General features: G+C 41.7%; 19 protein-coding genes and 1 tRNA gene. 13 read left to right on the top strand and 7 right to left on the bottom strand.

Features of this window, described 5'->3' with window-relative positions:
- Positions 1–44: 44 nt before the first annotated feature.
- Positions 45–1013, top strand: coding sequence for a sensor domain-containing diguanylate cyclase (locus tag J3455_RS17060; protein WP_167658766.1), 969 nt, complete (start codon positions 45–47; stop codon positions 1011–1013).
- Here J3455_RS17060 and J3455_RS17065 read toward each other — a convergent pair.
- Positions 1010–1966 (bottom strand): methylenetetrahydrofolate reductase, encoded by a 957-nt coding sequence (locus J3455_RS17065; RefSeq protein WP_130050764.1) that lies wholly within the window; start codon positions 1964–1966, stop codon positions 1010–1012. The genes J3455_RS17060 and J3455_RS17065 overlap by 4 nt on opposite strands.
- A gap of 246 nt (positions 1967–2212) precedes the next feature.
- Here J3455_RS17065 and J3455_RS17070 point away from each other — a divergent pair, with 246 nt between their 5' ends.
- Positions 2213–5098 (top strand): M16 family metallopeptidase, encoded by a 2886-nt coding sequence (locus J3455_RS17070; RefSeq protein WP_349562095.1) that lies wholly within the window; start codon positions 2213–2215, stop codon positions 5096–5098.
- Between the two features lie 28 nt (positions 5099–5126).
- Here J3455_RS17070 and J3455_RS17075 read toward each other — a convergent pair whose 3' ends face one another.
- The 3 genes from J3455_RS17075 to J3455_RS17085 all read right to left on the bottom strand — a co-directional run bounded on the left by J3455_RS17075 (position 5127) and on the right by J3455_RS17085 (position 7117).
- A complete protein-coding gene (locus tag J3455_RS17075) occupies positions 5127–6068 on the bottom strand; it encodes a sensor domain-containing diguanylate cyclase (RefSeq protein ID WP_349562096.1) in 942 nt (313 codons plus the stop codon).
- 323 nt (positions 6069–6391) lie between these two features.
- A complete protein-coding gene (locus J3455_RS17080) occupies positions 6392–6709 on the bottom strand; it encodes a helix-turn-helix transcriptional regulator (protein ID WP_349562097.1) in 318 nt (105 codons plus the stop codon).
- 3 nt (positions 6710–6712) lie between these two features.
- Entirely contained in the window at positions 6713–7117 is a 405-nt protein-coding gene (locus J3455_RS17085; protein ID WP_130050768.1) for a hypothetical protein, read from the bottom strand.
- A 338-nt stretch (positions 7118–7455) separates the two neighbouring features.
- Here J3455_RS17085 and cysE point away from each other — a divergent pair, with 338 nt between their 5' ends.
- Together cysE and J3455_RS17095 are read left to right on the top strand one after the other, a co-directional pair.
- Positions 7456–8280: a serine O-acetyltransferase gene (gene cysE / locus J3455_RS17090; protein ID WP_167658768.1), complete on the top strand. Its 825-nt coding sequence runs from the start codon at positions 7456–7458 to the stop codon at positions 8278–8280.
- 86 nt (positions 8281–8366) lie between these two features.
- Positions 8367–8954: a hypothetical protein gene (locus J3455_RS17095; protein WP_239976539.1), complete on the top strand. Its 588-nt coding sequence runs from the start codon at positions 8367–8369 to the stop codon at positions 8952–8954.
- 2 nt (positions 8955–8956) lie between these two features.
- On the opposite strand, the gene xseA is transcribed toward J3455_RS17095, so the two are convergent.
- A complete protein-coding gene (gene xseA, locus J3455_RS17100) occupies positions 8957–10291 on the bottom strand; it encodes an exodeoxyribonuclease VII large subunit (protein ID WP_178927337.1) in 1335 nt (444 codons plus the stop codon).
- Between the two features lie 134 nt (positions 10292–10425).
- On the opposite strand from xseA, the gene guaB reads away from it, so the two are divergent.
- The 5 genes from guaB (at position 10426) to rimI (ending at position 14600) form a co-directional block, all read left to right on the top strand.
- Positions 10426–11895, top strand: a complete 1470-nt coding sequence (guaB, locus tag J3455_RS17105; RefSeq protein WP_054551225.1) for an IMP dehydrogenase — start codon at positions 10426–10428, stop codon at positions 11893–11895.
- Positions 11896–11995: 100 nt separating this feature from the next.
- Positions 11996–13573, top strand: coding sequence for a glutamine-hydrolyzing GMP synthase (gene guaA, locus J3455_RS17110; RefSeq protein WP_130050772.1), 1578 nt, complete (start codon positions 11996–11998; stop codon positions 13571–13573).
- Positions 13574–13719: 146 nt separating this feature from the next.
- Positions 13720–13796, top strand: a tRNA-Trp gene (locus J3455_RS17115).
- Between the two features lie 68 nt (positions 13797–13864).
- Entirely contained in the window at positions 13865–14167 is a 303-nt protein-coding gene (locus J3455_RS17120; RefSeq protein WP_130050773.1) for a hypothetical protein, read from the top strand.
- Positions 14154–14600 carry a ribosomal protein S18-alanine N-acetyltransferase gene (gene rimI / locus J3455_RS17125; RefSeq protein ID WP_175580473.1) on the top strand — a complete coding sequence of 149 codons (447 nt, stop codon included), beginning with the start codon at positions 14154–14156 and terminating at the stop codon, positions 14598–14600. Before J3455_RS17120 ends, rimI begins: the two co-directional genes overlap by 14 nt.
- On the opposite strand, the gene J3455_RS17130 is transcribed toward rimI, so the two are convergent.
- On the bottom strand, positions 14597–17251 hold the full coding sequence (locus tag J3455_RS17130; RefSeq protein WP_130050774.1) for a hybrid sensor histidine kinase/response regulator: 2655 nt from the start codon (positions 17249–17251) through the stop codon (positions 14597–14599). The genes rimI and J3455_RS17130 overlap by 4 nt on opposite strands.
- A gap of 251 nt (positions 17252–17502) precedes the next feature.
- On the opposite strand from J3455_RS17130, the gene prfC reads away from it, so the two are divergent.
- The 4 genes from prfC to J3455_RS17150 all read left to right on the top strand — a co-directional run bounded on the left by prfC (position 17503) and on the right by J3455_RS17150 (position 22586).
- Positions 17503–19086: a peptide chain release factor 3 gene (prfC, locus tag J3455_RS17135; RefSeq protein ID WP_178927336.1), complete on the top strand. Its 1584-nt coding sequence runs from the start codon at positions 17503–17505 to the stop codon at positions 19084–19086.
- A gap of 61 nt (positions 19087–19147) precedes the next feature.
- The gene (argS, locus tag J3455_RS17140) at positions 19148–20890 is read left to right on the top strand and encodes an arginine--tRNA ligase (RefSeq protein ID WP_130050776.1); all 1743 of its coding nucleotides are present in this window, start codon (positions 19148–19150) and stop codon (positions 20888–20890) included.
- A 283-nt stretch (positions 20891–21173) separates the two neighbouring features.
- Positions 21174–21812, top strand: a complete 639-nt coding sequence (gene pdxH / locus J3455_RS17145; protein WP_130050777.1) for a pyridoxamine 5'-phosphate oxidase — start codon at positions 21174–21176, stop codon at positions 21810–21812.
- Complete coding sequence (locus J3455_RS17150) at positions 21813–22586, top strand: TatD family hydrolase (RefSeq protein WP_130050778.1); 774 nt, start codon at positions 21813–21815, stop codon at positions 22584–22586.
- Here the strand turns inward: J3455_RS17150 and J3455_RS17155 are convergent.
- The gene (locus J3455_RS17155) at positions 22553–23173 is read right to left on the bottom strand and encodes an AhpA/YtjB family protein (protein WP_167658774.1); all 621 of its coding nucleotides are present in this window, start codon (positions 23171–23173) and stop codon (positions 22553–22555) included. The genes J3455_RS17150 and J3455_RS17155 overlap by 34 nt on opposite strands.
- Between the last annotated feature and the right edge of the window lie 72 nt (positions 23174–23245).

Below are 23245 nucleotides of genomic sequence, written 5' to 3' on the forward strand. Positions count from 1 at the left end.
GGCATATATTTATACTATCCTCAGGCTAAAGTTGAGAGTTTAGTATGTTAGAAGAAAATAAGTGGGTTTTTCGCCGCGCTGATAAACAATTTTCCTTAGAAAAGTGGCAGAAAACAATTAATCTCATGACTGAGTTGTTTTCTGCTCCTGCGGGTTTTATCGTCCATAAAACTGACAATGTTTATCGTATTATTGTATCCAGTGAGCAGCAAGAAAACCCCTATGAAGCAGGGGCTGAATTAAATGCTGACGATAATATCTTCTGTAAAAAAGTTGTGCGAGATATGGCACCACTTTATGTTGATCATGCAAGTAAAGACTCTCAGTGGGATGATAGCCCACTAGTGAAAGATGGTTTTGAATCTTACCTTGGTGTACCTATTAGTTGGCCTAATGGTGAACCGTTTGGCACATTTTGTGTAATGGATTTTAAGCAGACTCACTATCAACAGAGCTTTTTAGAATTAATAGAGCAACTTCGCGATATGGTTGAGGACGACCTTGCTTTGTTAGATAATTTTACGCAGATGCGTGAAATTGCCATGCTCGATTCACTTACCAATATTTATAATCGCCGCGCAATAGACCTACTTTGCCAACATAAACTGAATATATCGAAACGTCTTGGCTTTGACATTAGCTGTTTGTTTATTGATATAAACAGTTTTAAACCGCTCAACGATACTTACGGCCATGAAGTTGGCGATCTCGCGCTTATTTGTTTAGCTGACACTATGAAAGAGTGTCTTCGTGAAACCGATATTATTGGCCGCTTAGGGGGCGATGAGTTTATTGCTTTATTGCAAGTTCAGCCAGGTGATTGCATAGAAAGCATAGCCGATAAGCTCAACACCACCTATCAATCTAATTTAGCAAAGCGGGGCATTCCAGTTACGAGTTTAAGTATTGGTTCTGGGGTGATAGCTCAGCCAAAAGAAAACTTTGCTGAGCTATTAAAACGAGCAGATGAAGATATGTATGAGAAAAAGCAAGCCTCGAAGGCAGCACGTTAAGCTATTTGTTTCTCAGCTAGGTTCAGCTCCATGGTCGCTTTAAGTAAACGATAAAGGTTAATTGACGCATCAATTTCTTCTTTACGATTAGTTAAGCTTTCGATATTTAAACCGAGCGGTACATCTAAATGCGCGCAGCTTTGTAAAATTAAGTCAAGATTCTCACGGCAAATACGCACCGATTCACTCAATGTATTTGCCGAATCTAACATACGGTACTTAGTCGCCTCTGGTACCGAAATTCCTAACCACTCCATAAATTCTAAGGTTTTTTCACCGCCACATGGAGTAAACGTTAGAATAATACGCTTTGGGGTTGTGCCTTGTGCTTTACAGCTGCGGGCATAGCTGGTGATCAAATCAATAGTCGCTTGGGCATTGTAAACGGCTTGTGAGATGAAAAACTTACAGCCTTGCGCTGTTTTTTCGACTAAACGCTCATGTTCATTACGTTTGCTAGCGTGACGCTCTGCAATAGTAACGCCACCTAAAAATACATCGCTATTCTGTTTTACTAGCGTTTTATAAGCATCAGAAAGGCTTAATTTGATGTCACCATGAGATGATGGACTACCTACTAGCACTAAGTTCTTTAATTCAAAATCATTTCGAGTTTCATTTAACCACTCGGTAAACTCAGCTTCACCACGTTGGGCAACACTTTTATAAGTGATTACATCCAGTTGTGAGAGGCTGCGAAGTAGTTGACTATATTCACGTGGATCAACCGTTTCTTTAAACGGAAAAGGGCGCGGTTTAGCAATTCGGCTGCTTTCATCTTGAATGTCGTAAATGATCACACCATCGTATTCAATTTCGTGCAAGCGACCTAGTAGCTTTTGGGCAATAGTTTCAAGCATGGCTTTATCAGTACCTGATTTTGGTGGTGTGGTACCGATAAGGTAGACGCCTTGATTGGTGTCTTCAATTTTCTCTTGTAATGATAAAGCCATAATCCTCATTCCAGCTTGTGCTAATGTCTATGTAAACAATATAGCAGCCATTTAGACGTCTAGATAGATTTTTCTGATGAAAGTTTTTCAATGACTATGAATTTTACTCAAGTTGAATGTGAGGTGTTCTACGAAATTGACACACCTGTTTACATAAATTATTGCCCTGACCCTCATATTTTCTGGCGCTTTGATGCATAATCAGGCTGCAATCATTATGAGAAAAATAACTAACAAGGGAACATTATGAAATTTAGATTATTAGCAACCAGTTTTGCTGTAACACTTGCGCTGAGTGGCTGCGCAAGTAACTCACAGTCAAATATGGTTAAAGAAGTCGAAATTGAGCAGCAAGTAAGCCAAGATGATAACCGTGTATTTAGCCAAGATTACCTATTAGAAGAGCTTGAGAACGGCCTTCGCGTAATGGTAGTGAAAACCGACTACCCAGACGTCGTATCACTGCAAATTCCGGTATCGGTTGGTTCGCGTAATGAGGTTGAAGCAGGTAAAACCGGTTTTGCACACTTCTTTGAGCACATGATGTTTAAAGGCTCTGAAAAATTCCCGCAAGATGTCTATTCAGATATTTTAAAGAACTCAGGTGTTGATAATCGCGCGTATACGACCAACGATTACACTAACTATCACTTAAATTTCTCAAAAGAGCACTTAGATAAAGTACTCGAAATCGAAGCTGATATTTTCCAAAACCTGACTTACAGCGAAGAGCAGTTCCGTACTGAAGCACTGACTGTAAAAGGTGAATATTTAAAGAATAATGCTAGCCCAATTCGTAAGTTACTTTCTGCCGTTCGTAACGAAGCATTCGAGAAGCACACATATAAACACACCACGATGGGCTTTTTTGAAGACATCGAAGCCATGCCTGATCAAATGGCATATGGTAAAGAGTTTTTCGCTAAGTTTTATAAGCCTGAGTACGTCTCTTTAGTCATTGTTGGTGATGTTGATCCACAAGAAACTATGGCAATGGTGAAAAAGCATTGGGGTAACTGGAAAAAAGGTGATTACCAAGCCGACATTCCAACTGAACCGAAACAACAAGCACCTAAGTACGTTCATGAAAAATATGATGGTTTACCGGGTCATTGGTTACTAGTGTCTTACAAAGGCACAGCATGGGATCCAACTCAAAAAGACCGTGCTGCGCTTGATTTGATTTCGCAGCTTTATTTCTCAAATAACTCGGCACTTTATCAAGAACTTGTTGTTGATAAACAAATTGCCAGTCAAATGTTTACCTATAACCCAGATACTAAAGACCCCGGTTTATTACATGTTTTTGTAAAAGTAGAAAACGAAGCTGATCTTGCTAAAGCCCGTGATGCGATTAACCGTACTTATGCACAAGCACGTACTGAGTTAGTTGATGCGCAAAAGTTAGCTGATTTAAAATCTAACTTAAAATACAGCTTTATCAATGGTCTTGATTCATCGCAATCAATAGCCTCAACGCTTGCAAGCTACATGCACTTTGAGCGCGACCCTGAAGTTATTAACCAACTTTACGCCACTGCTGATAGCATCACTCCAGAAGATATCAAAGCAGTAGCAAACAAGTATTTTGTTGATTCAAGCCGTACCACAGTGACAATGTCGGCGCTTGATAAAGTAACTGGTTTTGAGCAGGAAGTTGATTTAAATGCAGCGGTGGCAAGTATCGAGCAAGCACCAACAGAACGTCATTTTAAAGTACTTGATAAAACAAATAGTTCACCACTGGTTGATGTAAACTGGTTATTCAATACCGGTGCGGCAGCTGATCCACAAGGCAAAAAAGGTTTAGCGGCGCTAACAGCCGCGATGCTAGCGCAAGGTGGTTCAGAATCAATGAGCTATAAAGATATTAAGAAAGCCTTATATCCTTTGGCGGGAAGCTTTGGTTATCAACTTGATAAAGAGATGATTTCACTTCGTGGTCGAGTACACAAAGATAATGCTGCGAAATGGTATGCGCTTGTTAGCGATCAATTGTTAAACCCTGGCTTTAGAGAAGATGATTTCAAGCGTCTGAAAAAAGAGCTTATAGATAGCATTAAAGCGGGCCTTAAAGCGTCAAATGATGAGGAACTAGGTAAAGAAGTGCTTTATCATCAGCTTTATAAAGGTCATCCTTACGAAAGTTATAACTACGGTGACATATCAGATCTTGAAGCATTGACACTTGATGACGTCAAAGCGTTTTATAATAGCCAGTTTACACAATCTAAACTAACAGTGGGTCTAATTGGTGCTATCCCAAGTGATGTTAAATCGACAATGATGAAAGATTTAACCCAACTTCCACAAGGTAAAGAAAGCCGTTTAATGATCCCTGATGCGCCAGTACTTAAAGGTCATCATGCGACTATTGTTGAGAAATCAGCGCAATCTACCGCAGTGTCCTTTGGTTTCCCAATTGATACAATTCGTAGCAGCGATGATTGGACAGCCCTTTGGTTAGTTCGCTCTTATTTTGGTGAACACCGCAGTTCAAACAGCTTCTTATATCAACGCATTCGTCAAACCCGTGGTATGAACTACGGCGACTATGCATACATCGAATACTTCCCACGTGGTATGTTCCAAACAAAACCAGATGCTAACTTAGGTCGTTCAGAGCAAATTTTCCAAGTATGGTTACGCCCGCTGCGTTCTAATAACGATGCTCACTTTGCAACACGTACGGCATTATTTGAGCTTGATAAGCTAATTAAAAATGGCATTAGTAAGGAAGATTTTGAAGCGACTCGTAATTTCTTAATTAACTTTGTGCCGCAAATGGTTGCAAGCCAAGATCGTCAATTAGGCTATGCACTTGATAGTGAGTTCTATAACACAGAGAGCTTTGTAGACTATGTGCGCGGCAAGCTTGAAAAGCTAACCCTTGATGATGTTAACCGCGTTATTCGCGATAACCTGCAAACCGAGAATATTCACTATGTATTTATTACCGGTGACGGCAAAGATATGCAAAAACGTTTAGCATCAGAGCAAACATCACCTATGGTGTATAACGCTGAAAAACCGGCAGAACTTGTTGCTGAAGATAAAGTGATTGCAGACTATAAACTTGCAATACCAGAGAAAAATATTAAAGTACTTGATGTCGAAAAAGTATTTCAATAATTACTAATTAACTAATCAATGCCCCTATTTAGGGGCATTTTTCTATGTTTAATGGCTCGATGTTATCAGCAACTACAAGTTGATTTCGGCCAGCTTCTTTTGCTTGATAAAGCGCGCTATCAGCCATTTCAATGAGTAACATGGCATCATCACAACTACTAGGATATAGCGTGGCTAACCCGACACTTACTGTTAATGGGTAGCCAGCCAGTTCAGCCAACTTTAGCGTAGCAAGTTTTGTCATAAAACGTGTTACGAGTAATTGAGCATTATGGCTTTGCGTATTACCAAGTACTAGAACAAATTCTTCACCGCCGTATCTTGCGCACAAGTCACTGGGCCTGCGAGTAAATTCAGACAATAGTTTTGCCACTTCTTTTAAGCAATTATCACCAACTAGATGACCAAGGTTATCGTTAAGAGACTTAAAGTTATCAAGATCGACCATCGCTATGGATAAGGGATGTTTTAAGCGTGCACAGCGACTCCATTCTTGCGAATAAAAATCATCAAAATGACGTCGGTTAGCAACTTGCGTTAGACCATCGATACGAGCAAGCTCTCGAACTTGCTGCTCGGCAAGTTTACGTTCAGTAATATTTAAGTGGCTGATCACAACATAATCTGTTTTGCCAAGTTTTAAAGGTACTGCGCGCATCATAAACCAGCGGCTTTCAGTATCACTATGACAAGGATATTCCAAGTAAAACTCTGCGAGCTGTTGATTGATAACTTGGTTTATTCCGGTGTAGGCCTTTTCACCAAACTCATCGCCATGGGCCGCAGCTGATCTACAAATAGCTAGATAGTTTTGACTTTCCCACTGAGTGTTACACTCGCATCCATTCTCATCGCCGAATGATAGCCAGCTGCGATTTACAAATGTGATATCCCCCGAGTCATTAATCACCACAATATGCTCAGAGATAGTATCGAGTATTAACTTTAGAAACTCTTTTGATTCAACCACTTTATAACCTAGCCAGTGCTTAGTTATTTAAGGTTAGCAATAAATGGCGAATTTTCCTCTAAGCTACGCTTAAAGCTTTCATCAAAGTGTTTTGCTAGAGTCCTGAAGGGGTAGTGTAAAGCTCCTATTTAGCTCATGTAGTTAACAGCTGTCAGTACTGCATTTTAAGTTCAGTTCTGACAGTTGGCCTAAGTCTCTAAGTAAAGCATCAGGAAATGCTAAAGTATAGAACCAATTTTAACACCTAGCGCAAATAGCATGGTTACTATTACAAAGCCGATAAGTGTGGCATAGCCGCGTTGTTCTTTGGTCATATTTCACTCCTAAAAAATAACAAATACTGTTGCCATACCAAGGGCGAAACTAATAAACGAAGAAGTCGCTACGATTACAGCTAGGTTTTGCTTACTCACTGCGTGTGTTTTGCTGTCATTAGTTGATTCGTCATCGAGCTTGATGAGCTCACCTTGGCGTACTTCAAACACTGCGCATAAGCTCATGGTAGTTTCTTTTGACGCAGCGCCTTCTTTTTCAACTCGTTGAATGGTTCGTAGGCTTACATCACAGGCATCGGCCAGTTGTTGCTGCGTCCACTCGAATTTAAGCCTCAGTGCTTTAATTGTATTAGGGTTCAGTTGCATTACTTACTTCCCAATGAACGGTTCAATTAACGTGATTAGGGCAAAACCAAAAATTGCTCCACCAATAAAACACCCTAAGGTAACCATAGCCACTTGCTTTGGGTTATCTGTAAGTGAAGTCTGTGTGCTCTGTTGAACTAATTTACCTGCTTTGTAAAACGAACATTCAAGCTTACCTGTTAGTATATTTTGCATCTCAAATTCGACTGCATAAGCATTCTCTTGGTAATTAAAGTCGTGGTGACTTTTAAAACCGAAGCTGCGCTTTTCACTAACCAATTCATCGTTTACATATATTTTTTCTTTACCACTCATGATGTGACCAAAGCATGCGATTTGATTATCACCATCTTGAAAGTAGAACTTATAACCTAATTTGTGTGAGTTTAGTACGTCGTTTTTCATCATCGTTTCCTTGTTAAGTTGATGATGTAAATTTAATGATTATTTTTGTTTTTTACGCCGTCAGTAATACGCCAGTTCCTATTTTGGCATATGACAGATAAGATGTCATATCTGTTTTGTTGTTGAAAAATAAGTACTTTAATTAAACCGCGTGCCTGTCATTAGAGTTTGCAGCTGTCATATGAGATTGATTTAAAAACACCTGCAAATGATCAAAAATAAGGTTTGATACTCTGGTTATTACATATAACCAGAACAAATAAATAACGGGTTAGTACATCTTGCTACAAATCCGTTAAACTAAAGGCTTAGCAGTTAGGTACAACCAGAAAGGCAATATTATGCGTCATGAAATTTGGCAAAAGCTTCGAGATGAAGCAAACGAAGTCGTTTCCCGTGAACCGCTTTTAGCAAGTCACGTTTATTCGTGTGTGTTAAATCATGAATGCTTAGGTTCGGCGCTTAGCTTTATTGTCGCGAATAAACTCTCAGATGCGGTGGTATCAGCATTTACTATCCGTGAATTATTCGATCAAGCCTTTGTTAAATGTGACCTCATGCTGACACATGTGGCTCATGACATAAAAGCAGTTAAAGATCGCGACCCTGCGGCCGATAGTTACTTAACTGTTATCTTGAACCTTAAAGGCTTCCATGCAATACAAGCACACCGACTCGCAAATTGCTTATGGCAACAAAACCGAAAAGAGCTTGCTCGTTTCATTCAGAGCAGAACCTCAGAAGTATTTGGCGTTGACATCCATCCTGCTTGTAAAGTTGGTCATGGTATTATGTTTGACCATGCAACTGGGATTGTAATTGGTGAAACTGCAGTTATCGAAGATAACGTTTCGATTCTACAATCTGTAACCTTAGGTGGTACAGGTAATGAACAAGGTGATCGCCACCCTAAAATACGTGCCGGTGTATTGATTGGCGCAGGTGCTAAAGTACTAGGTAACATCGAAGTCGGTGAGGGGGCGCGTATTGGTGCTAATTCAGTGGTGTTAAGTCCAGTTCCTGCACACACAACTGTGGTTGGGGTACCTGCTAAAGTGGTCGGCAAACCGAGCTGCCCCTGTCCAGCCGAAAGCATGAACCAAAACTTTTTAGATGATGGCACAACTACCGCTAGTAATGCCTCACACACCAGTGCTATGTTGTAGTTTTACATCAATAAAGAGCAATGGAATTGTCTAAATTATCCTTCGGGTTAGCTGTTATAGCGTCATTTTTTTGTGGCGCTCTTGCTATGTCACTCTTTCAGTCTAATCCACTAGAACAGACTCAAACTCACCAGCAAGAATTTATTGAAGCGCAAACTGTTGAGGCGCCACAGCAAACCAAGTCGGTAGTCCCTGTGAATGCTAAAAAAATCGCTGCACCTAAAGCTGACGTACCAGAAACTCTTAGCAAAAGTGAGCTTGAACAACAAATTGCTGAGCTAAAGCTACAAGTTGAAAGCCAACAAGCTGTGATTGCTAACTACCGTTCAAGTGCAATTCCCCCGCAGCAAATTGATTCACATCTTGAAGAACTTTATACCTTGTTAGAAGAGCAATCTCGTGATGAAGCGTGGGCTTACCAAGTTGAAACTGCGATGAGCGATTTTTTAATCATGGCAGATTTACCTGTACAACCAGAGCTAAAAATCGCAACGTGCAAAAGCTCCGTTTGTCAGTTTAAGCTACTGCAACCAGAGGGTGTAGATGACTTACCAAGCCGTTATTGGCGTGATTTAGGCGATAAAATGATGGAACAAAGCTGGTGGAAGCAGTTTAAGTTTACTTCCAGCACTTCGAGTGATGGCAGTCTAACCGTTATCGCTAGTACCGAGTAAAGTTAAACGACCTTCGAGTGCAACTGACCATCGGTAAGTTCGGTGGTTATAAACTCTCCTGAACTTACATCGTTAACTGATTTCACCACTTTGCCTTGCTGGTTCTTGGTAATGCTATAACCACGAGCTAATACACTGAGTGGGCTTACAGAATCTAAGCGGCTCGCTTGCAAAGAAAGCTGATTGCGTGAACTTGAAAGTTGCTGTTGCATCGTTTGTCTCAGTCGGGCGTGTAGTTGCGCGAGCTGATGCTCGCTTTTTGCGAGCTGATTTTCAGGTGAACGTTGCATCAAGCGTGGTGTTAAGTTAGCAAGTACTCGCTCATATCGCTGAATTTTGTTATTCATTGCACCATGCAAGGCTAAACTAAGCTCATCTAATTTTTGCGCTTGCTGATTTAGTTGATTACGTGGATGGCATAGTTGTAAGCGATGCTCAAATTGTGTTGCAGTACTGCGCTTTACTGCCAAGGAATGTTTAAAAGCATGATTTAAGTGCCTAACTAACTGCGTAACTTTATTATGTAGCTCTTCCGTGTTTGGGCTAACTAGCTCAGCAGCAGCCGAAGGGGTTGCGGCACGAATATCGGCTACATAGTCACTTATTGTGGTATCGACTTCGTGACCAACGGCACTAACGATTGGTAAGTGACTTGCGAAAATGGCGCGAGCCAATTGCTCATGGTTAAAGCACCACAAATCTTCGAGTGAACCACCACCGCGACCTAATATAAGTACATCCACTTCATTACGCTGATTGGCGATGCTTATTTTTTCTATTAATTGGCTGTGGGCATCTGCGCCTTGTACCATCGCTGGATAAATCACGACTTCAAGCTGCGGAGCACGGCGTTTTAGTACGGTAAGAATATCGCGAATAGCTGCCCCAGTGGCTGAGGTAATCACCCCAATACGATTGATATTGGTTGGTAATGGTTTTTTGTGAGCTGAGCTAAATAGGCCTTCGGCAGCTAAGCGCATTTTAAGCGCATCAAACTCTTGTTTTAATAAACCTTCACCAGCAGGGGCCATGTGCTCAACAATCAGCTGATAATCACCACGGGGTTCATACAAGGATACGCGGGCGCGCACAGTTACTTGTGCACCATTGCTTGGGCGAAAAGTTTGGCCGCGATTATTGCCGCGCCACATCGCCGCTTTTACCTGTGCTCGGTCGTCTTTTAGAGTGAAGTACCAGTGTCCAGATGCAGGGGCTATAAAGTTAGAAATTTCACCATTTAAGATAAGCGATGAGAAGCCTTGTTCTAAAACATGGCGAATTTCCTTATTTAGGCGCGAGACCGTGTAAACAGGCTGTGTTGAGTGCGTAAAAGCCATTAATAACCCCAGTAAAAAATTCTGTGTGTACTTTAACACAAATAAATGAATAATTTTATTTACTCGTGCTCACAACGCTGATAAAATTTGGCCGCAATTCCTTATACTCAGATCCACATGTGAGAAGTTGCACTATGCTAAGAATCGCTAAAGAAGCTCTTACCTTTGACGACGTACTTTTAGTACCAGGTCATTCTACTGTTTTGCCACACACGGCAAATATTTCAACTCGCTTAACGCGTGGTATCAATCTTAACTTGCCGTTAGTTTCAGCATCTATGGATACTGTAACAGAAGCACGCTTAGCGATTGCTTTAGCGCAAGAGGGCGGTTTAGGTTTCATCCACAAGAACATGACAATCGAAGAGCAAGCTAAAAACGTTCGTAAAGTAAAAACTTACGAAGCGGGCATTGTTTCTTTCCCTGTTACTGTGACTGCGGATCTTACAATTGCTGATGCTATCGCGCTTTCAGAAGACAAAGGTTTTTCAGGTTTCCCTGTAACTGACGCTGACAATAACCTTGTTGGTATTGTTACAAGCCGTGATATGCGTTTTGAAACTAAGCTTGAGCAACCTGTTTCTACAGTAATGACGAAAAAAGAATCGTTAGTGACTGTTAAAGAGGGTGCAGACCGTGATGAAATCTTAGGTCTAATGCACGAGCACCGTATCGAAAAAATTCTCGTAGTTGATGATGCATTTAAACTTAAAGGCATGATCACTGTAAAAGATTATCAAAAAGCACAAGACAAGCCGCATGCATGTAAAGACGAGCAAGGTCGTCTACGTGTAGGTGCAGCTGTTGGTGTTGGCGCGGGTACCGATGAGCGTATCGCAGCGCTTGTTGAAGCAGGTGTTGATGTACTACTTATCGATACATCACATGGTCACTCTCAAGGTGTTATCGACCGTGTTGCACAAACACGTCAAGCATACCCTGATTTACAAATCGTAGCGGGTAACGTTGCAACAGCTGAAGGCGCGATTGCCCTTGCTGATGCAGGTGTTGATGCTGTTAAAGTAGGTATCGGTCCTGGTTCTATTTGTACTACTCGTATCGTAACAGGTTGTGGTGTTCCACAAATTACTGCTATTTCTGACGCAGTTGAAGGCTTAAAAGGCCGTGATATTCCTGTTATTGCTGACGGTGGTATTCGTTTCTCTGGTGACATCGTAAAAGCACTTGTTGCGGGCGCATCATGTGTAATGGTTGGTTCAATGTTAGCTGGTACTGAAGAAGCACCGGGTGAAGTCGAGCTGTATCAAGGCCGTTACTACAAATCATACCGCGGTATGGGTAGCCTTGGTGCTATGGACCAAAAAGAAGGTTCATCAGACCGTTACTTCCAAAAATCGAACGAAGCAGACAAGCTTGTTCCTGAAGGTATCGAAGGCCGTGTTGCTTATAAAGGTCCTATCGCGACAATCATTCACCAACAAGTGGGTGGTCTTCGCAGTGCAATGGGCTTAACAGGCTGTGCAACAATTGAAGAGTTAAACACTAAACCTCAATTTGTTCGCGTTACTTCAGCTGGTATGGGTGAGTCACACGTTCACGACGTGCAAATTACCAAAGAAGCGCCAAACTACCGCTTAGGTTAATTACCTTAAGGTATTGAAATTACATGGGCTAGCATTTGCTAGCCCTAATTTATTGATCATCTCCCTTTGGGAGAGCAGTTCCTGACTAACGAGATACTCCATGAGCAAAGACATTCACGATTCACGAATTCTCATTTTAGATTTTGGTTCGCAATACACACAGTTAATCGCACGTCGTATACGTGAGATTGGTGTTTACTGTGAGCTATGGGCATGGGATGTAACTGAAGAGCAAATCCGCGAATTTAATCCACAAGGTATTATTTTGTCGGGTGGCCCTGAGTCTACAACACTTGAAAACAGCCCACGTGCTCCTGAGTATGTATTTAACGCAGGCGTTCCAGTACTTGGTATCTGTTACGGCATGCAAACAATGGCAACGCAACTAGGTGGTAGCGTACACAGCTCTGATAAGAAAGAGTTTGGTTATGCGCAAGTTGAAAAAGTAGGTAACTGTGCGTTATTCGATGCTATCGAAGACCACATTACTGACGGCGGTGCAGGCGTACTAGACGTTTGGATGAGCCACGGCGATAAAGTGATGGAAGTACCAGAGACTTTCAAAACAACTGCTAAAACATCAACGTGTCCGCATGCTGCAATGTCTTGGGAAGAAAAACGTTTTTACGGCGTACAGTTCCACCCAGAAGTAACTCATACTCACCAAGGTTTACGCTTACTTGAGCGCTTCGCGATTGATATCTGTGGCTGTGAAAAGCTATGGACACCCGCTAAAATAATCGACGATGCTATTGAGCGTATTAAAGAAACGGTAGGTGATGACGAAGTTATCTTAGGTTTATCAGGTGGTGTTGATTCATCTGTTGTAGCTATGCTTATTCACCGTGCAATTGGCGACAAGCTAACATGTGTATTCGTTGATAACGGTCTTCTTCGTTTAAACGAAGGTCAGCAAGTTATGGACATGTTTGGCAACAAGTTTGGCCTAAACATTGTTAAAGTGGATGCTGAAGATCAATTCTTAGCAGACTTAGCAGGTAAGTCTGACCCTGAAGATAAGCGTAAAGCGATTGGTCATACGTTCATTAAAGTATTCGACGAGCAAGCTAAAAAGCTGAAAAACGCTAAATGGTTAGGTCAAGGTACTATCTACCCAGACGTAATCGAATCTGCTGCATCAGCAACAGGTAAAGCACATGTAATCAAGTCTCACCACAACGTAGGTGGTTTACCTGACGACATGAAAATGGGTCTTGTTGAGCCATTACGTGAGCTATTTAAAGATGAAGTACGTAAAATTGGTCTTGAGCTTGGTCTGCCTTACGACATGCTTTACCGTCACCCATTCCCGGGTCCTGGTTTAGGTGTTCGTGTACTTGGTGAAATCAAGAAAGAGTACTGTGATTTACTACGTCGTGCAGATGCTATCTTCATCGAAGAGCTACACAAAGCTGAGCTATACCATAAAGTAAGCCAAGCATTCACTGTATTCTTACCAGTTAAATCGGTAGGTGTAATGGGTGATGCACGTAAATACGACTGGGTTGTATCACTACGTTGTGTAGAGACAATCGACTTTATGACGGCACGTTGGTCACACTTACCTTACGAATTCTTAGGTGTGGTTTCAAACCGTATCATCAACGAAATCGATGGTATCTCACGTGTTGTTTACGATATTTCAGGTAAGCCACCGGCAACAATTGAGTGGGAATAATTTTATTATTCTGACCTGAATTGGTTCAAAAACGGCGAATTAGCTTGCTAATTCGCCGTTTTGTTTATTTAAAAAGCAGTTAAACTAAAAACTGTGTTTTTTTACTTTACCTTTGAAAAAAGCTCTATATAATTCGTCGTCATTGCAGGGGCGTAGTTCCAATTGGTAGAACAGCGGTCTCCAAAACCGACGGTTGGGAGTTCGAATCTCTCCGCCCCTGCCATTTCTTCCTTCTTTACTTTAATCGCAAATCTCCCTATATTACTTGCTCTTAATCATGATTGAGTCGTTATGAATCCAAGTTACGCTGCGATATTCTCTGTACAATCTTTAGAGTTGAATCAACACTATCGAACTGTGCCTGACGTTTCTAGCGAAGAGATGTCAAATACTCAACAAGAAACACTTACGCTACCGTTACAGTTTCACCAAGACCTCGAAAAAGCATTTGCGCCGTTAGTTATTACTGAAATCGTTAAAACAACAAGTATTAGCTGGCAAGAGGGGTGCTTGGGTTTACCGAGCGATAAGCTTAATAGTAAACAGAAAAAACAACTTTGGTCTTTAATCGGTGAACAACTTGATAAGCTTTAAATCTGTAGATGCAACTTATATCAGCCAGTTAATGGCTATTGAAAATGCGTGCCATAGTCACCCGTGGACAGAGAAAACCATGCTGTCGTGTTTAGCGGGCCGTTACTTTAACCTGGCTGCTTTTCATGGCGATGATATGCTAGGTTTTTATATCGGTGAGCAAGCGGGCCCAGATTACACCCTGATGGATATTTGTGTTGCGCCAAAGCACCAAGGGCAGGGCATTGCTAAGCAGTTGTTAAATGCTTTTATTGAGCATGGTGAACAGCACCAAGCTGAAAACCTCTTCTTAGAAGTGCGTGAGTCTAATGCACCTGCTATTGGCTTGTACGAAAGTGCTGGCTTTTCACATATGTCAGTGCGCAAGAACTACTACCCAACCGCAACAGGGAATGAAGACGCTATTTTAATGGGCATGAGCTTTAGCCTTTAAGATGCCTCTTCAAGGGCGCTTATAAGCGCGTTGTAGCATTGCTCGATTTGTTCAGTTTGATTACTACGTAAGGCATTTTCAAGTTGTCCAGCGGTCTTATGAATTGCTTCAAAACTAAAACACCCAGCACTGCCTTTTAGGCTATGCGCTACTGAGCGCAGCGCTTCCCACTCTTTAGTGCGATACAACTGCACGACCTGGCTTAAGTAATCAGGCAGCTTTGAACGATAGTTGTCGTTAATTTGTTGGAATTTTTCACTTTTCAGTAAATTTTCCCATTTGTTTTGGCTATCTTTTTCAATGTGTAAGTAGCTTACGAGAACTTGCTCTAATGCGTCTTTATCGATTGGTTTTGCAAGGGCTTCATCACAGCCCGCTTCTATGTAAGTATCGACATCGGTTTTCATCACATTGGCTGTAAGCGCGATAATAGGTCCATCGTAGGCTGCATGACGTAACATTTGCGTCGCTTCTAAGCCACCCATTACAGGCATCTGCATATCCATGATGATCAACTGATAATCATTAACCAATGCCATTTCTACCGCTTCAGCACCATTTTTTGCGATGTCAGGCTCAAGTCCCCAAGTTTGTAACAGTAGTTTGATCAGCAACTGGTTATCTGGGTTATCTTCGGCCACCAGTATATTGGCATCAAAGCTATTAGCAGCGAATGAAAGCTGTACGTCTTTACTCGGCGAGAGCTGCTCATAGTTATGAATAAAGGCCTCATACTTAAGCTGCTCGGCATTTAAGTGAGCTGCAACTTGCACGGTAAAACAACTGCCGTTTCCAGGTTCACTGATAAGTTGCACATCACCACCCAATAACTGGGCTAAGTTCTTCGAAATACACAAGCCAAGACCTGTACCACCAAAGCGGCGAGTTGTCGTCGCATCAGCTTGTTCAAACGGTTTAAATACCCGTTCAACTTCGCGCTCTGACATACCAATACCTGTGTCTTGAATCGCAAATTGTAAATTTTGTTTTTCGCTGTTGTAGCTAATATCAATCGAGATACTGCCTTTCTCAGTGAATTTAACCGCATTACTGGCAATATTGATCAAGATTTGTTTTAAACGTGTGGTATCGCTATTAATGGTTTTGGGGATTGGTAGCTTGTAGTTGATATTAAACGCCAGTTGCTTCTCATTAGCCAGTGGGCGAATAATCGAATCAATATCATGAATAAGCTGCACTACATTACATGGCCCACGCTCAACAGCGAGTTTTTCAGCTTCAATTTTTGATAAATCAAGAATGTTATTGATGAGCTCAAGCAAGTGCTTAGAGTTACGTAAAATGGTGCTTAAATGTTGTTCATCATTCACCGCATCTTTGTTGTGCAGAAGTTGCTCTGTAAAACCCATAATTGCGGTAAGTGGGGTGCGAATTTCATGACTCATATTTGCTAAAAAGCGGCTTTTTAGTTGGTTGGCTTGTTCGGCTTGCGCGATTGCCACTTCTAGCTTGCTATTCATTGCTTCGAGCGCTTTAGTACGGCTTTCAACCTTTTCTTCTAGGTGATGCTTATATTCTTCGAGTTCGTCTTGGTAATGACGAATTTGGTTCACCATGTGGTTAAAGTCGTTAAAAAGTACGCCTACTTCATCGTTTGTATGGGCGGGCAAATACACAGATAAATCACCATCACCAACGCGATGGCTTGCAGCGCCTAATAACTCGACTGGGGTGAGTAGTAAATTACGCACCACAATGTAAATAAGAATAGGTAGTGAAATCACAGAGATAATTACAATTAACGCAGTAATTAAACTGATGGCTTTACCTGACTGATACAGTAAATCTTTGGGGGTGGTCGAGATGAAGTAATCGCCGTCGGTCATTTGCACCGCATAGATGATACGCTCTTCTTTATCGATACTCGAAAGCTCAATGCTGGCTAGTTTTCCGTAATCGGCCAAATGCTTAATTTGTTCAAGCTCGTATTCACTTAAGTAGCTGCCCCGTAAGTCATAGTCTGAGCTAAATAAAATTTGTCCTTTAGTTGTCAAAAACAAATTTAGGGTGTTATTAAAAGGCGCTTCTAAAATGCTGGCATTTAATATCGATGGTTCTACATGTACAACAATAAATCCTAACTGTTGCGGCTGTTTTAAGTAGTAATCGATATTGTAAATAGGGTGCACAAAGTACAAACTGGTGGAGCCATCTTCTTTGGGGATCATAAATTGCTGCTGGCGCAAATTTGATTGCAGTACTTGATCAAAAAACGGGTAGCTTTTAGGCGCAGGGGTTAATTGGCTTGAATAAAATGCATCACTTTTGCCGTCTGGGGCAACATAGTTAATGCTGACTATATCAGGGTAAGCTTCTGAATAACTTGCAAATACATTCATTAACTCGCCAAGGCGTTCAATGTATTGGTTTTTTGATTCGGGTTCACGGGCTAAAAAGTCCGCCAATACTGGAGAAGTCGAAAGTAACCGGGTAATCGAATGAAATGAGTCAATGTAATTGAAGATTTTTTGTTGCTGTTGCTCAACAAAGCGACTGACAATAAGCTCTGCTTGTTTTTTTGTTGAATTGGTCACATTGGTTAACGTAAAGCCACCTAAAAACAACAAAGGTAAGATCACTAAAGGTGTGATATACCATAATAATCGAATACTGAGCTTACTGGTTTTCATGACCTAAATTGATATCCCTCCGTGCAATTTATCAATAGTATGCGTTACAACTTGATTACACAAGCTTAGCAAAAAAGTGAACAACCCATATACCCAGCCTATGGTGAATAATTACTTACAATCGTTGCTTTTTTGGCTAAGACAAACAAGGTATAATAGTCGGCAATTCTATTTTATTTTTACAGTGCGCACCGAGCTTTATAATTTATAGGGCAGCCAAGTGCGCTTTGTTATGACTAAAAGCAGCTTACATGTCTAATTTAACTACCGAAATTAATAAACGACGCACCTTTGCGATCATCTCGCACCCGGATGCGGGTAAAACCACCATTACAGAAAAAGTTCTGTTATTCGGACAAGCTATTCAAAAAGCGGGTACCGTAAAGGGTCGTGGCTCAAACCAGCACGCAAAATCAGACTGGATGGAAATGGAAAAAGAACGTGGTATCTCGGTAACCACGTCTGTTATGCAATTTCCTTACAATGAGCGTCTAGTTAACTTACTTGATACTCCAGGACACGAAGACTTCTCTGAAGATACCTATCGTACATTGACTGCGGTTGACTCGTGTCTAATGGTAATCGACGCGGCGAAAGGTGTTGAGGATCGTACTCGTAAATTAATGGAAGTAACACGCTTACGTACTACACCTATCGTAACTTTCATGAATAAGTGTGACCGTGATATTCGTGACCCAATGGAGTTATTAGACGAAGTTGAGACTGAGCTTAACATCGCCTGCGCGCCTGTTACTTGGCCGATTGGGTGTGGTAAAGAATTCAAAGGTGTGTATCACATTCACCGTGAAGAAACGATTTTGTATAGCACAGGCCAAGGTCACACGATTCAAGAAGTACGTGTTATTAAAGGTTTAGATAACCCAGAACTTGATGATGCAATTGGTAGCGAACTTGCAGAGCAGCTTCGTGAAGAGCTAGAGCTTGTGATTGGTGCATCACACGAATTTGATTTAGATCTGTTCTTAGCGGGTGAGCTATCGCCTGTGTATTTTGGTACGGCACTTGGTAACTTTGGTGTTGACCATGTTCTTGATGGCTTAACTGAATGGGCTCCGGCGCCACTACCTCGTGAAACAGAAGACCGCCAAGTAGCTGCAACTGAAGATAACTTCTCTGGCTTCGTATTTAAAATTCAAGCAAACATGGACCCTAAACACCGTGACCGTATTGCCTTTATGCGAATTGTATCGGGCAAATACAGCCAAGGTATGAAGATGAACCATGTGCGTATTGGTAAGCAAGTGAGTATTTCTGATGCGGTAACCTTCATGGCAGGTGACCGTGAGCGAGCGCAAGATGCTTATGCGGGTGACATCATTGGTTTACACAACCACGGTACAATTCAAATAGGTGATACTTTTACGCAAGGTGAAAAAATGAAGTTTGGTGGTATTCCTAACTTCGCACCAGAATTATTCCGCCGTATTCGCTTAAAAGATCCATTAAAACAAAAGCAATTGCTAAAAGGCTTAGTTCAGTTATCTGAAGAAGGTGCTGTGCAAGTATTTAGACCGCTTATAAATAACGACCTTATCGTTGGTGCGGTAGGTGTACTACAGTTTGATGTGGTTGTTGCTCGCTTAAAAGCTGAATACAACGTTGATGCGATTTACGAAGGTGTCAGTGTTAATACTGCACGTTGGGTAAGCTCAGACGATAACAAAAAGCTTGAAGAGTTTAAGCGTAAGTGCGAAAGCAACTTAGCGCTTGATGGTGGCGATAACCTTACTTATATCGCGCCAAGCCGTGTAAACCTAAACTTGTCGATGGAACGCTATCCAGATATCAAGTTTAACCACACGCGCGAAAACTAATACGCTAAGACTGCTTCAAATTTAAGGGCCCGTACTACGGGCCATAAAGGTAAAAATTACAATGAATATTCGTACTCTTTTAATCGAAAAAGCAATTGCTGCGATGGTTGCAGCAGGGTTACCAGAAGACACAAACCCAGCGGTAACGCAAAGCACACGCCCGCAATTTGGTGATTACCAAATCAATGGCGCGATGGGGGCTGCAAAAAAACTAAAATCGAACCCGCGTGAGCTAGCACAAAAAATTATCGATAACCTAGATCTTGCTGATATCGCAGAAAAAACTGAAATTGCAGGCCCTGGTTTTATCAATATTCACTTAAAGCCTGCGTTTTTATCAGCTAGCTTAAAAGCGGCAAATGAAGATGAAAAGCTGGCTGTTGCACCGCATGCAACGGCGCAAAAAGTGGTTGTTGATTACTCATCACCTAACCTTGCTAAAGAAATGCATGTAGGTCATTTACGTTCGACTATCATTGGTGATGCGGTTGTTCGTGCCCTTGAGTTCCGTGGCGATGAAGTTATCCGTCAAAACCACATGGGTGACTGGGGTACTCAGTTTGGTATGCTAATCGCGCACTTAGAAGATCAAATCAACCAAGGTGTTGATCTAGACAAAGTTGCACTAGCTGATTTAGAGACCTTCTATCGTGATGCGAAAAAACGCTTTGATGATGAAGAAGGTTTTGCTGATAAAGCGCGTGATTACGTTGTTAAATTACAAGGTGGCGACGCACACTGTGAAAAACTATGGAAGCTATTCATTGCGACTTCTGTGAAGCATTCTGAAGAAGTTTATAAGCGTCTAAACGTAACGCTTACATCCGATGACATCATGGCTGAAAGTGCTTATAACAGTGAACTTGCAAACATTATTGCGCTATTAAAAGGCAAAGAAATTGCGGTTGAATCTAATGGTGCACAAGTGGTGTTCTTAGATGAGCTTGCTAATAAAGACGGTGAGCCTTCAGTATTTATCGTACAGAAATCAGGTGGTGGTTTCTTATATGCCACAACTGACCTAGCAGCCTGTGATTACCGTTCAAACAAACTGGGTGCGGATCGTATCCTAATCTTCGTTGATGCGCGTCAAAGCTTGCACTTCAATCAAGTTGAGCTAACAGCACGTAAAGCTGGTTTATTACGTGATGAAACAAGTTATGAATTCTGCCCATTTGGTACCATGATGGGGGCCGACGGTAAGCCATTCAAAACTCGTACTGGCGGTACAGTTAAACTTGCAGACTTGCTAGAAGAGTCAATCACTCGTGCTGCAGCTAAACTTGCTGAGCGTGAGTCAGACTTAAGCGACGAAGAGCGTAGCGAAATAGCCCGTAAAGTCGGTATTGGCGCAGTGAAATATGCGGATCTTTCTAAACACCGCACTAGCGACTATATCTTCAACTGGGATAGTATGCTGAGCTTTGAAGGTGCTACAGCGCCTTATCTTCAATACGCATACACCCGCGTTCGCAGTATCTTCCGTAAATCAGGTATTGATGCTGCGTCATTAACAGCAGACGTTGCAATCAACGAGCCACAAGAAAAAGCACTCGCACTTAAACTTCTACAATTAGAAGAAGTACTTGATCTAATGATCAGCGAAGCAACACCGCACGTATTATGTGGATACCTATATGAACTAGCAAGCCTATACATGACGTTCTATGAGGCGTGCCCAGTCCTAAAAGAAGGCGTAGAGCCAAATGTACGTGACAGCCGTTTAGTGTTATGTAATTTGGTTGCTAAGACCCTGAAATCAGGATTGGATCTTTTAGGTATCGAAGTAATGGAGCAAATGTAATCACCGTCGTATTTTAACCTAATACTGCGTTGTCAAACCGACTGACCCTAATCACATACAAAACACGTATGCTCATAGGGATAAGTCGGTTTTCCGCCTTGTCTTAGGCTAAACTACTTAGGTGAACTCTGCCTCGTGTAGTTCGCTTTGAAAGCACTCCTACACTTGCATAACGTTTAAGAACTCATAGCTTCGTAGGTTGGGTAGAGCGCAGCGAAACCCAACAAAATTGATAGCTCAATAACCTTGATTAATCTTTAGCCGATAGCGTAGAGGGAATTTTATGAAACTTGAAGATATTCGCCGTGAATATTTACAGGATGGTTTATCTGAAGACATGCTTGATGCGTCTCCAATTAAGCAGTTTGAAAAATGGCTAGAACAAGCTGTTGCAACTAACTTACCTGATCCTACGGCGATGGTGGTTGCTACGGTTGATGAACATGGCCAACCTTCACAGCGTATCGTGCTGTTAAAGCATCTTGATGAAAATGGCTTTGTGTTTTTTACTAATACTGGCTCGCGCAAGGCGCAAGAACTTAAAGGTAATAACAAAATTTCCTTGCACTTTCCTTGGCATCATATGGAGCGACAAGTCATTGTGTATGGTGAGGCAAAACCATTACCAACAACCGCTGTGGCTAAGTACTTTTTATCGCGTCCAAAAGAAAGCCAATTAGCAGCTTGGGCATCTCAGCAAAGCCGTCCAGTGTCATCACGTAAGGTATTAATGGAAACATTTGCGAAAATGAAGCAAAAGTTTTCTGATGGTGAAATTCCATTGCCTGATTTTTGGGGGGGCTATTGCGTTGAGCCTACTAAAATTGAGTTTTGGCAAGGTGGTGCACACCGCTTACATGACCGGTTTATGTATCAACGCCATGCCGATGGCAGTTGGCTGTTTGGTCGTTTAAATCCGTAAATGCACTTCATCGATTCTCACTGCCATCTTGATTTTAGTGAGTTTGATGAGACTCGTTCAGAGCTCATCAAAGAGTGCAAGCAAGTAGGGATCGAACATTTTATTGTGCCGGGTGTGAGCTTGGCACAATCTACAGCACTTTTTTCTTTTGCTAAATCAGAGCCTAGTATCTCAGTTGCTTTAGGTCTACACCCTTATTTTTTATCTGATCACCAAGATCATCACCTTGCTGAGTTAGAGCAGTTAGCAAAAGCCCATTTAGGAAAATTTATTGCCATCGGCGAGTGCGGGCTTGATCGTAGTATCGACAACCTCGATAAACAAACATGGCTTTTTGAAGGGCAGATAGAGCTTGCCAACCAACTCGCTTTACCACTGATTGTTCATCACAGACAAAGCCATGATTTGATTACTCGCTCATTTAAACGCTGTAAACCAAAGTATGGTGGTGTTATCCATGCCTTTTCAGGCTCTGAACAACAAGCTCAAAGTTATATAAAACAAAATTTTAAGCTCGGAGTGGGGGGCGTTATCAGTTACCCGCGAGCTGCTAAAACTCGTAAAGTTATAAGCTCAATTGAGCCACAGCATTTAGTGTTAGAAACCGACTCGCCGTCAATGCCGCTGGCAGGCTTTCAGGGGCAGGTTAATACGCCACTTAAAGTGCGCAACGTATTCGCTCATTTATGTGAGCTCAAAGGCGTGACAGGTGATGCACAGCAGCAACTCGCTGCTGAACTTTACGATTCTTGCTCTGCGCTTTTTTTGATGTAACGGTTGATTTGCCAGAGTTTTAACCCGCGACCTAGCTGCCAAGTAAAAATACAGGTGATCACTAACATTAATAACACTTGGCGACCTAAATCATGAAAACTACTGTGGCTGGTCGCAATGGAAGCCTGTGTTAAATAGGTAATTGATACAAAACCAATAGGTCTTTCATCATCACTTATCACCGGCTCAACAAATGGCGTTTTGAGTTTACTGATACCCGGTGTTGAATCTGGTAATAAACCAAATGTGTGATGACTTTGCCAATTATCGCTGGCAGCAAGTTGAATTCCTTGTTGATCGTAAATAGTTGCAGCTAATACATACTCATCTTTAGCAATGTGATCGCATAAAGCATTTAACTCGGGTTTATTTTTTTCTTGTAGTGGGGTTTTGGCATTTAGTGCCATAAACTTGGTTAAGCTTATTGCTGTGCTATCAGCACTATCGTAAAGTAATTGGTGACTTTGGAAGCTACTATTCATGGCAACCCAACTTAACAGCACAAAGCAGGCTGTAGCCAAACTCAAGCGCACAAAGCGCTGGCGATAAGTGGCTGAAAAGGGAATTTTAAGTTGGTTATTTTTCATAGTCACCGTATACGTTACTGACAGCTTTTAATTTTGATGGTACAACATGATAACTTTAACAGCCCCTTGTGT

It is taken from the genome of Pseudoalteromonas sp. NFXS39, from assembly GCF_040148775.1.
GTDB classification, from domain to species: Bacteria; Pseudomonadota; Gammaproteobacteria; order Enterobacterales; family Alteromonadaceae; genus Pseudoalteromonas; species Pseudoalteromonas apostichopi.

Bases quoted from the DNA above. Each gene is read 5' to 3' on its own strand.
- xseA (WP_178927337.1), bottom strand. From the start codon at position 10,291: ATGGCTTTTACGCACTCAACACAGCCTGTTTACACGGTCTCGCGCCTA.
- guaB (WP_054551225.1), top strand. From the start codon at position 10,426: ATGCTAAGAATCGCTAAAGAAGCTCTTACCTTTGACGACGTACTTTTA.
- argS (WP_130050776.1), top strand. From the start codon at position 19,148: ATGAATATTCGTACTCTTTTAATCGAAAAAGCAATTGCTGCGATGGTT.
- J3455_RS17080 (WP_349562097.1), bottom strand. From the start codon at position 6,709: ATGCAACTGAACCCTAATACAATTAAAGCACTGAGGCTTAAATTCGAG.
- J3455_RS17155 (WP_167658774.1), bottom strand. From the start codon at position 23,173: ATGAAAAATAACCAACTTAAAATTCCCTTTTCAGCCACTTATCGCCAG.
- J3455_RS17065 (WP_130050764.1), bottom strand. From the start codon at position 1,966: ATGGCTTTATCATTACAAGAGAAAATTGAAGACACCAATCAAGGCGTC.
- pdxH (WP_130050777.1), top strand. From the start codon at position 21,174: ATGAAACTTGAAGATATTCGCCGTGAATATTTACAGGATGGTTTATCT.
- cysE (WP_167658768.1), top strand. From the start codon at position 7,456: ATGCGTCATGAAATTTGGCAAAAGCTTCGAGATGAAGCAAACGAAGTC.
- J3455_RS17070 (WP_349562095.1), top strand. From the start codon at position 2,213: ATGAAATTTAGATTATTAGCAACCAGTTTTGCTGTAACACTTGCGCTG.
- J3455_RS17095 (WP_239976539.1), top strand. From the start codon at position 8,367: ATGTCACTCTTTCAGTCTAATCCACTAGAACAGACTCAAACTCACCAG.
- prfC (WP_178927336.1), top strand. From the start codon at position 17,503: ATGTCTAATTTAACTACCGAAATTAATAAACGACGCACCTTTGCGATC.
- J3455_RS17130 (WP_130050774.1), bottom strand. From the start codon at position 17,251: ATGAAAACCAGTAAGCTCAGTATTCGATTATTATGGTATATCACACCT.
- J3455_RS17120 (WP_130050773.1), top strand. From the start codon at position 13,865: ATGAATCCAAGTTACGCTGCGATATTCTCTGTACAATCTTTAGAGTTG.
- guaA (WP_130050772.1), top strand. From the start codon at position 11,996: ATGAGCAAAGACATTCACGATTCACGAATTCTCATTTTAGATTTTGGT.
- J3455_RS17085 (WP_130050768.1), bottom strand. From the start codon at position 7,117: ATGATGAAAAACGACGTACTAAACTCACACAAATTAGGTTATAAGTTC.
- J3455_RS17150 (WP_130050778.1), top strand. From the start codon at position 21,813: ATGCACTTCATCGATTCTCACTGCCATCTTGATTTTAGTGAGTTTGAT.
- J3455_RS17060 (WP_167658766.1), top strand. From the start codon at position 45: ATGTTAGAAGAAAATAAGTGGGTTTTTCGCCGCGCTGATAAACAATTT.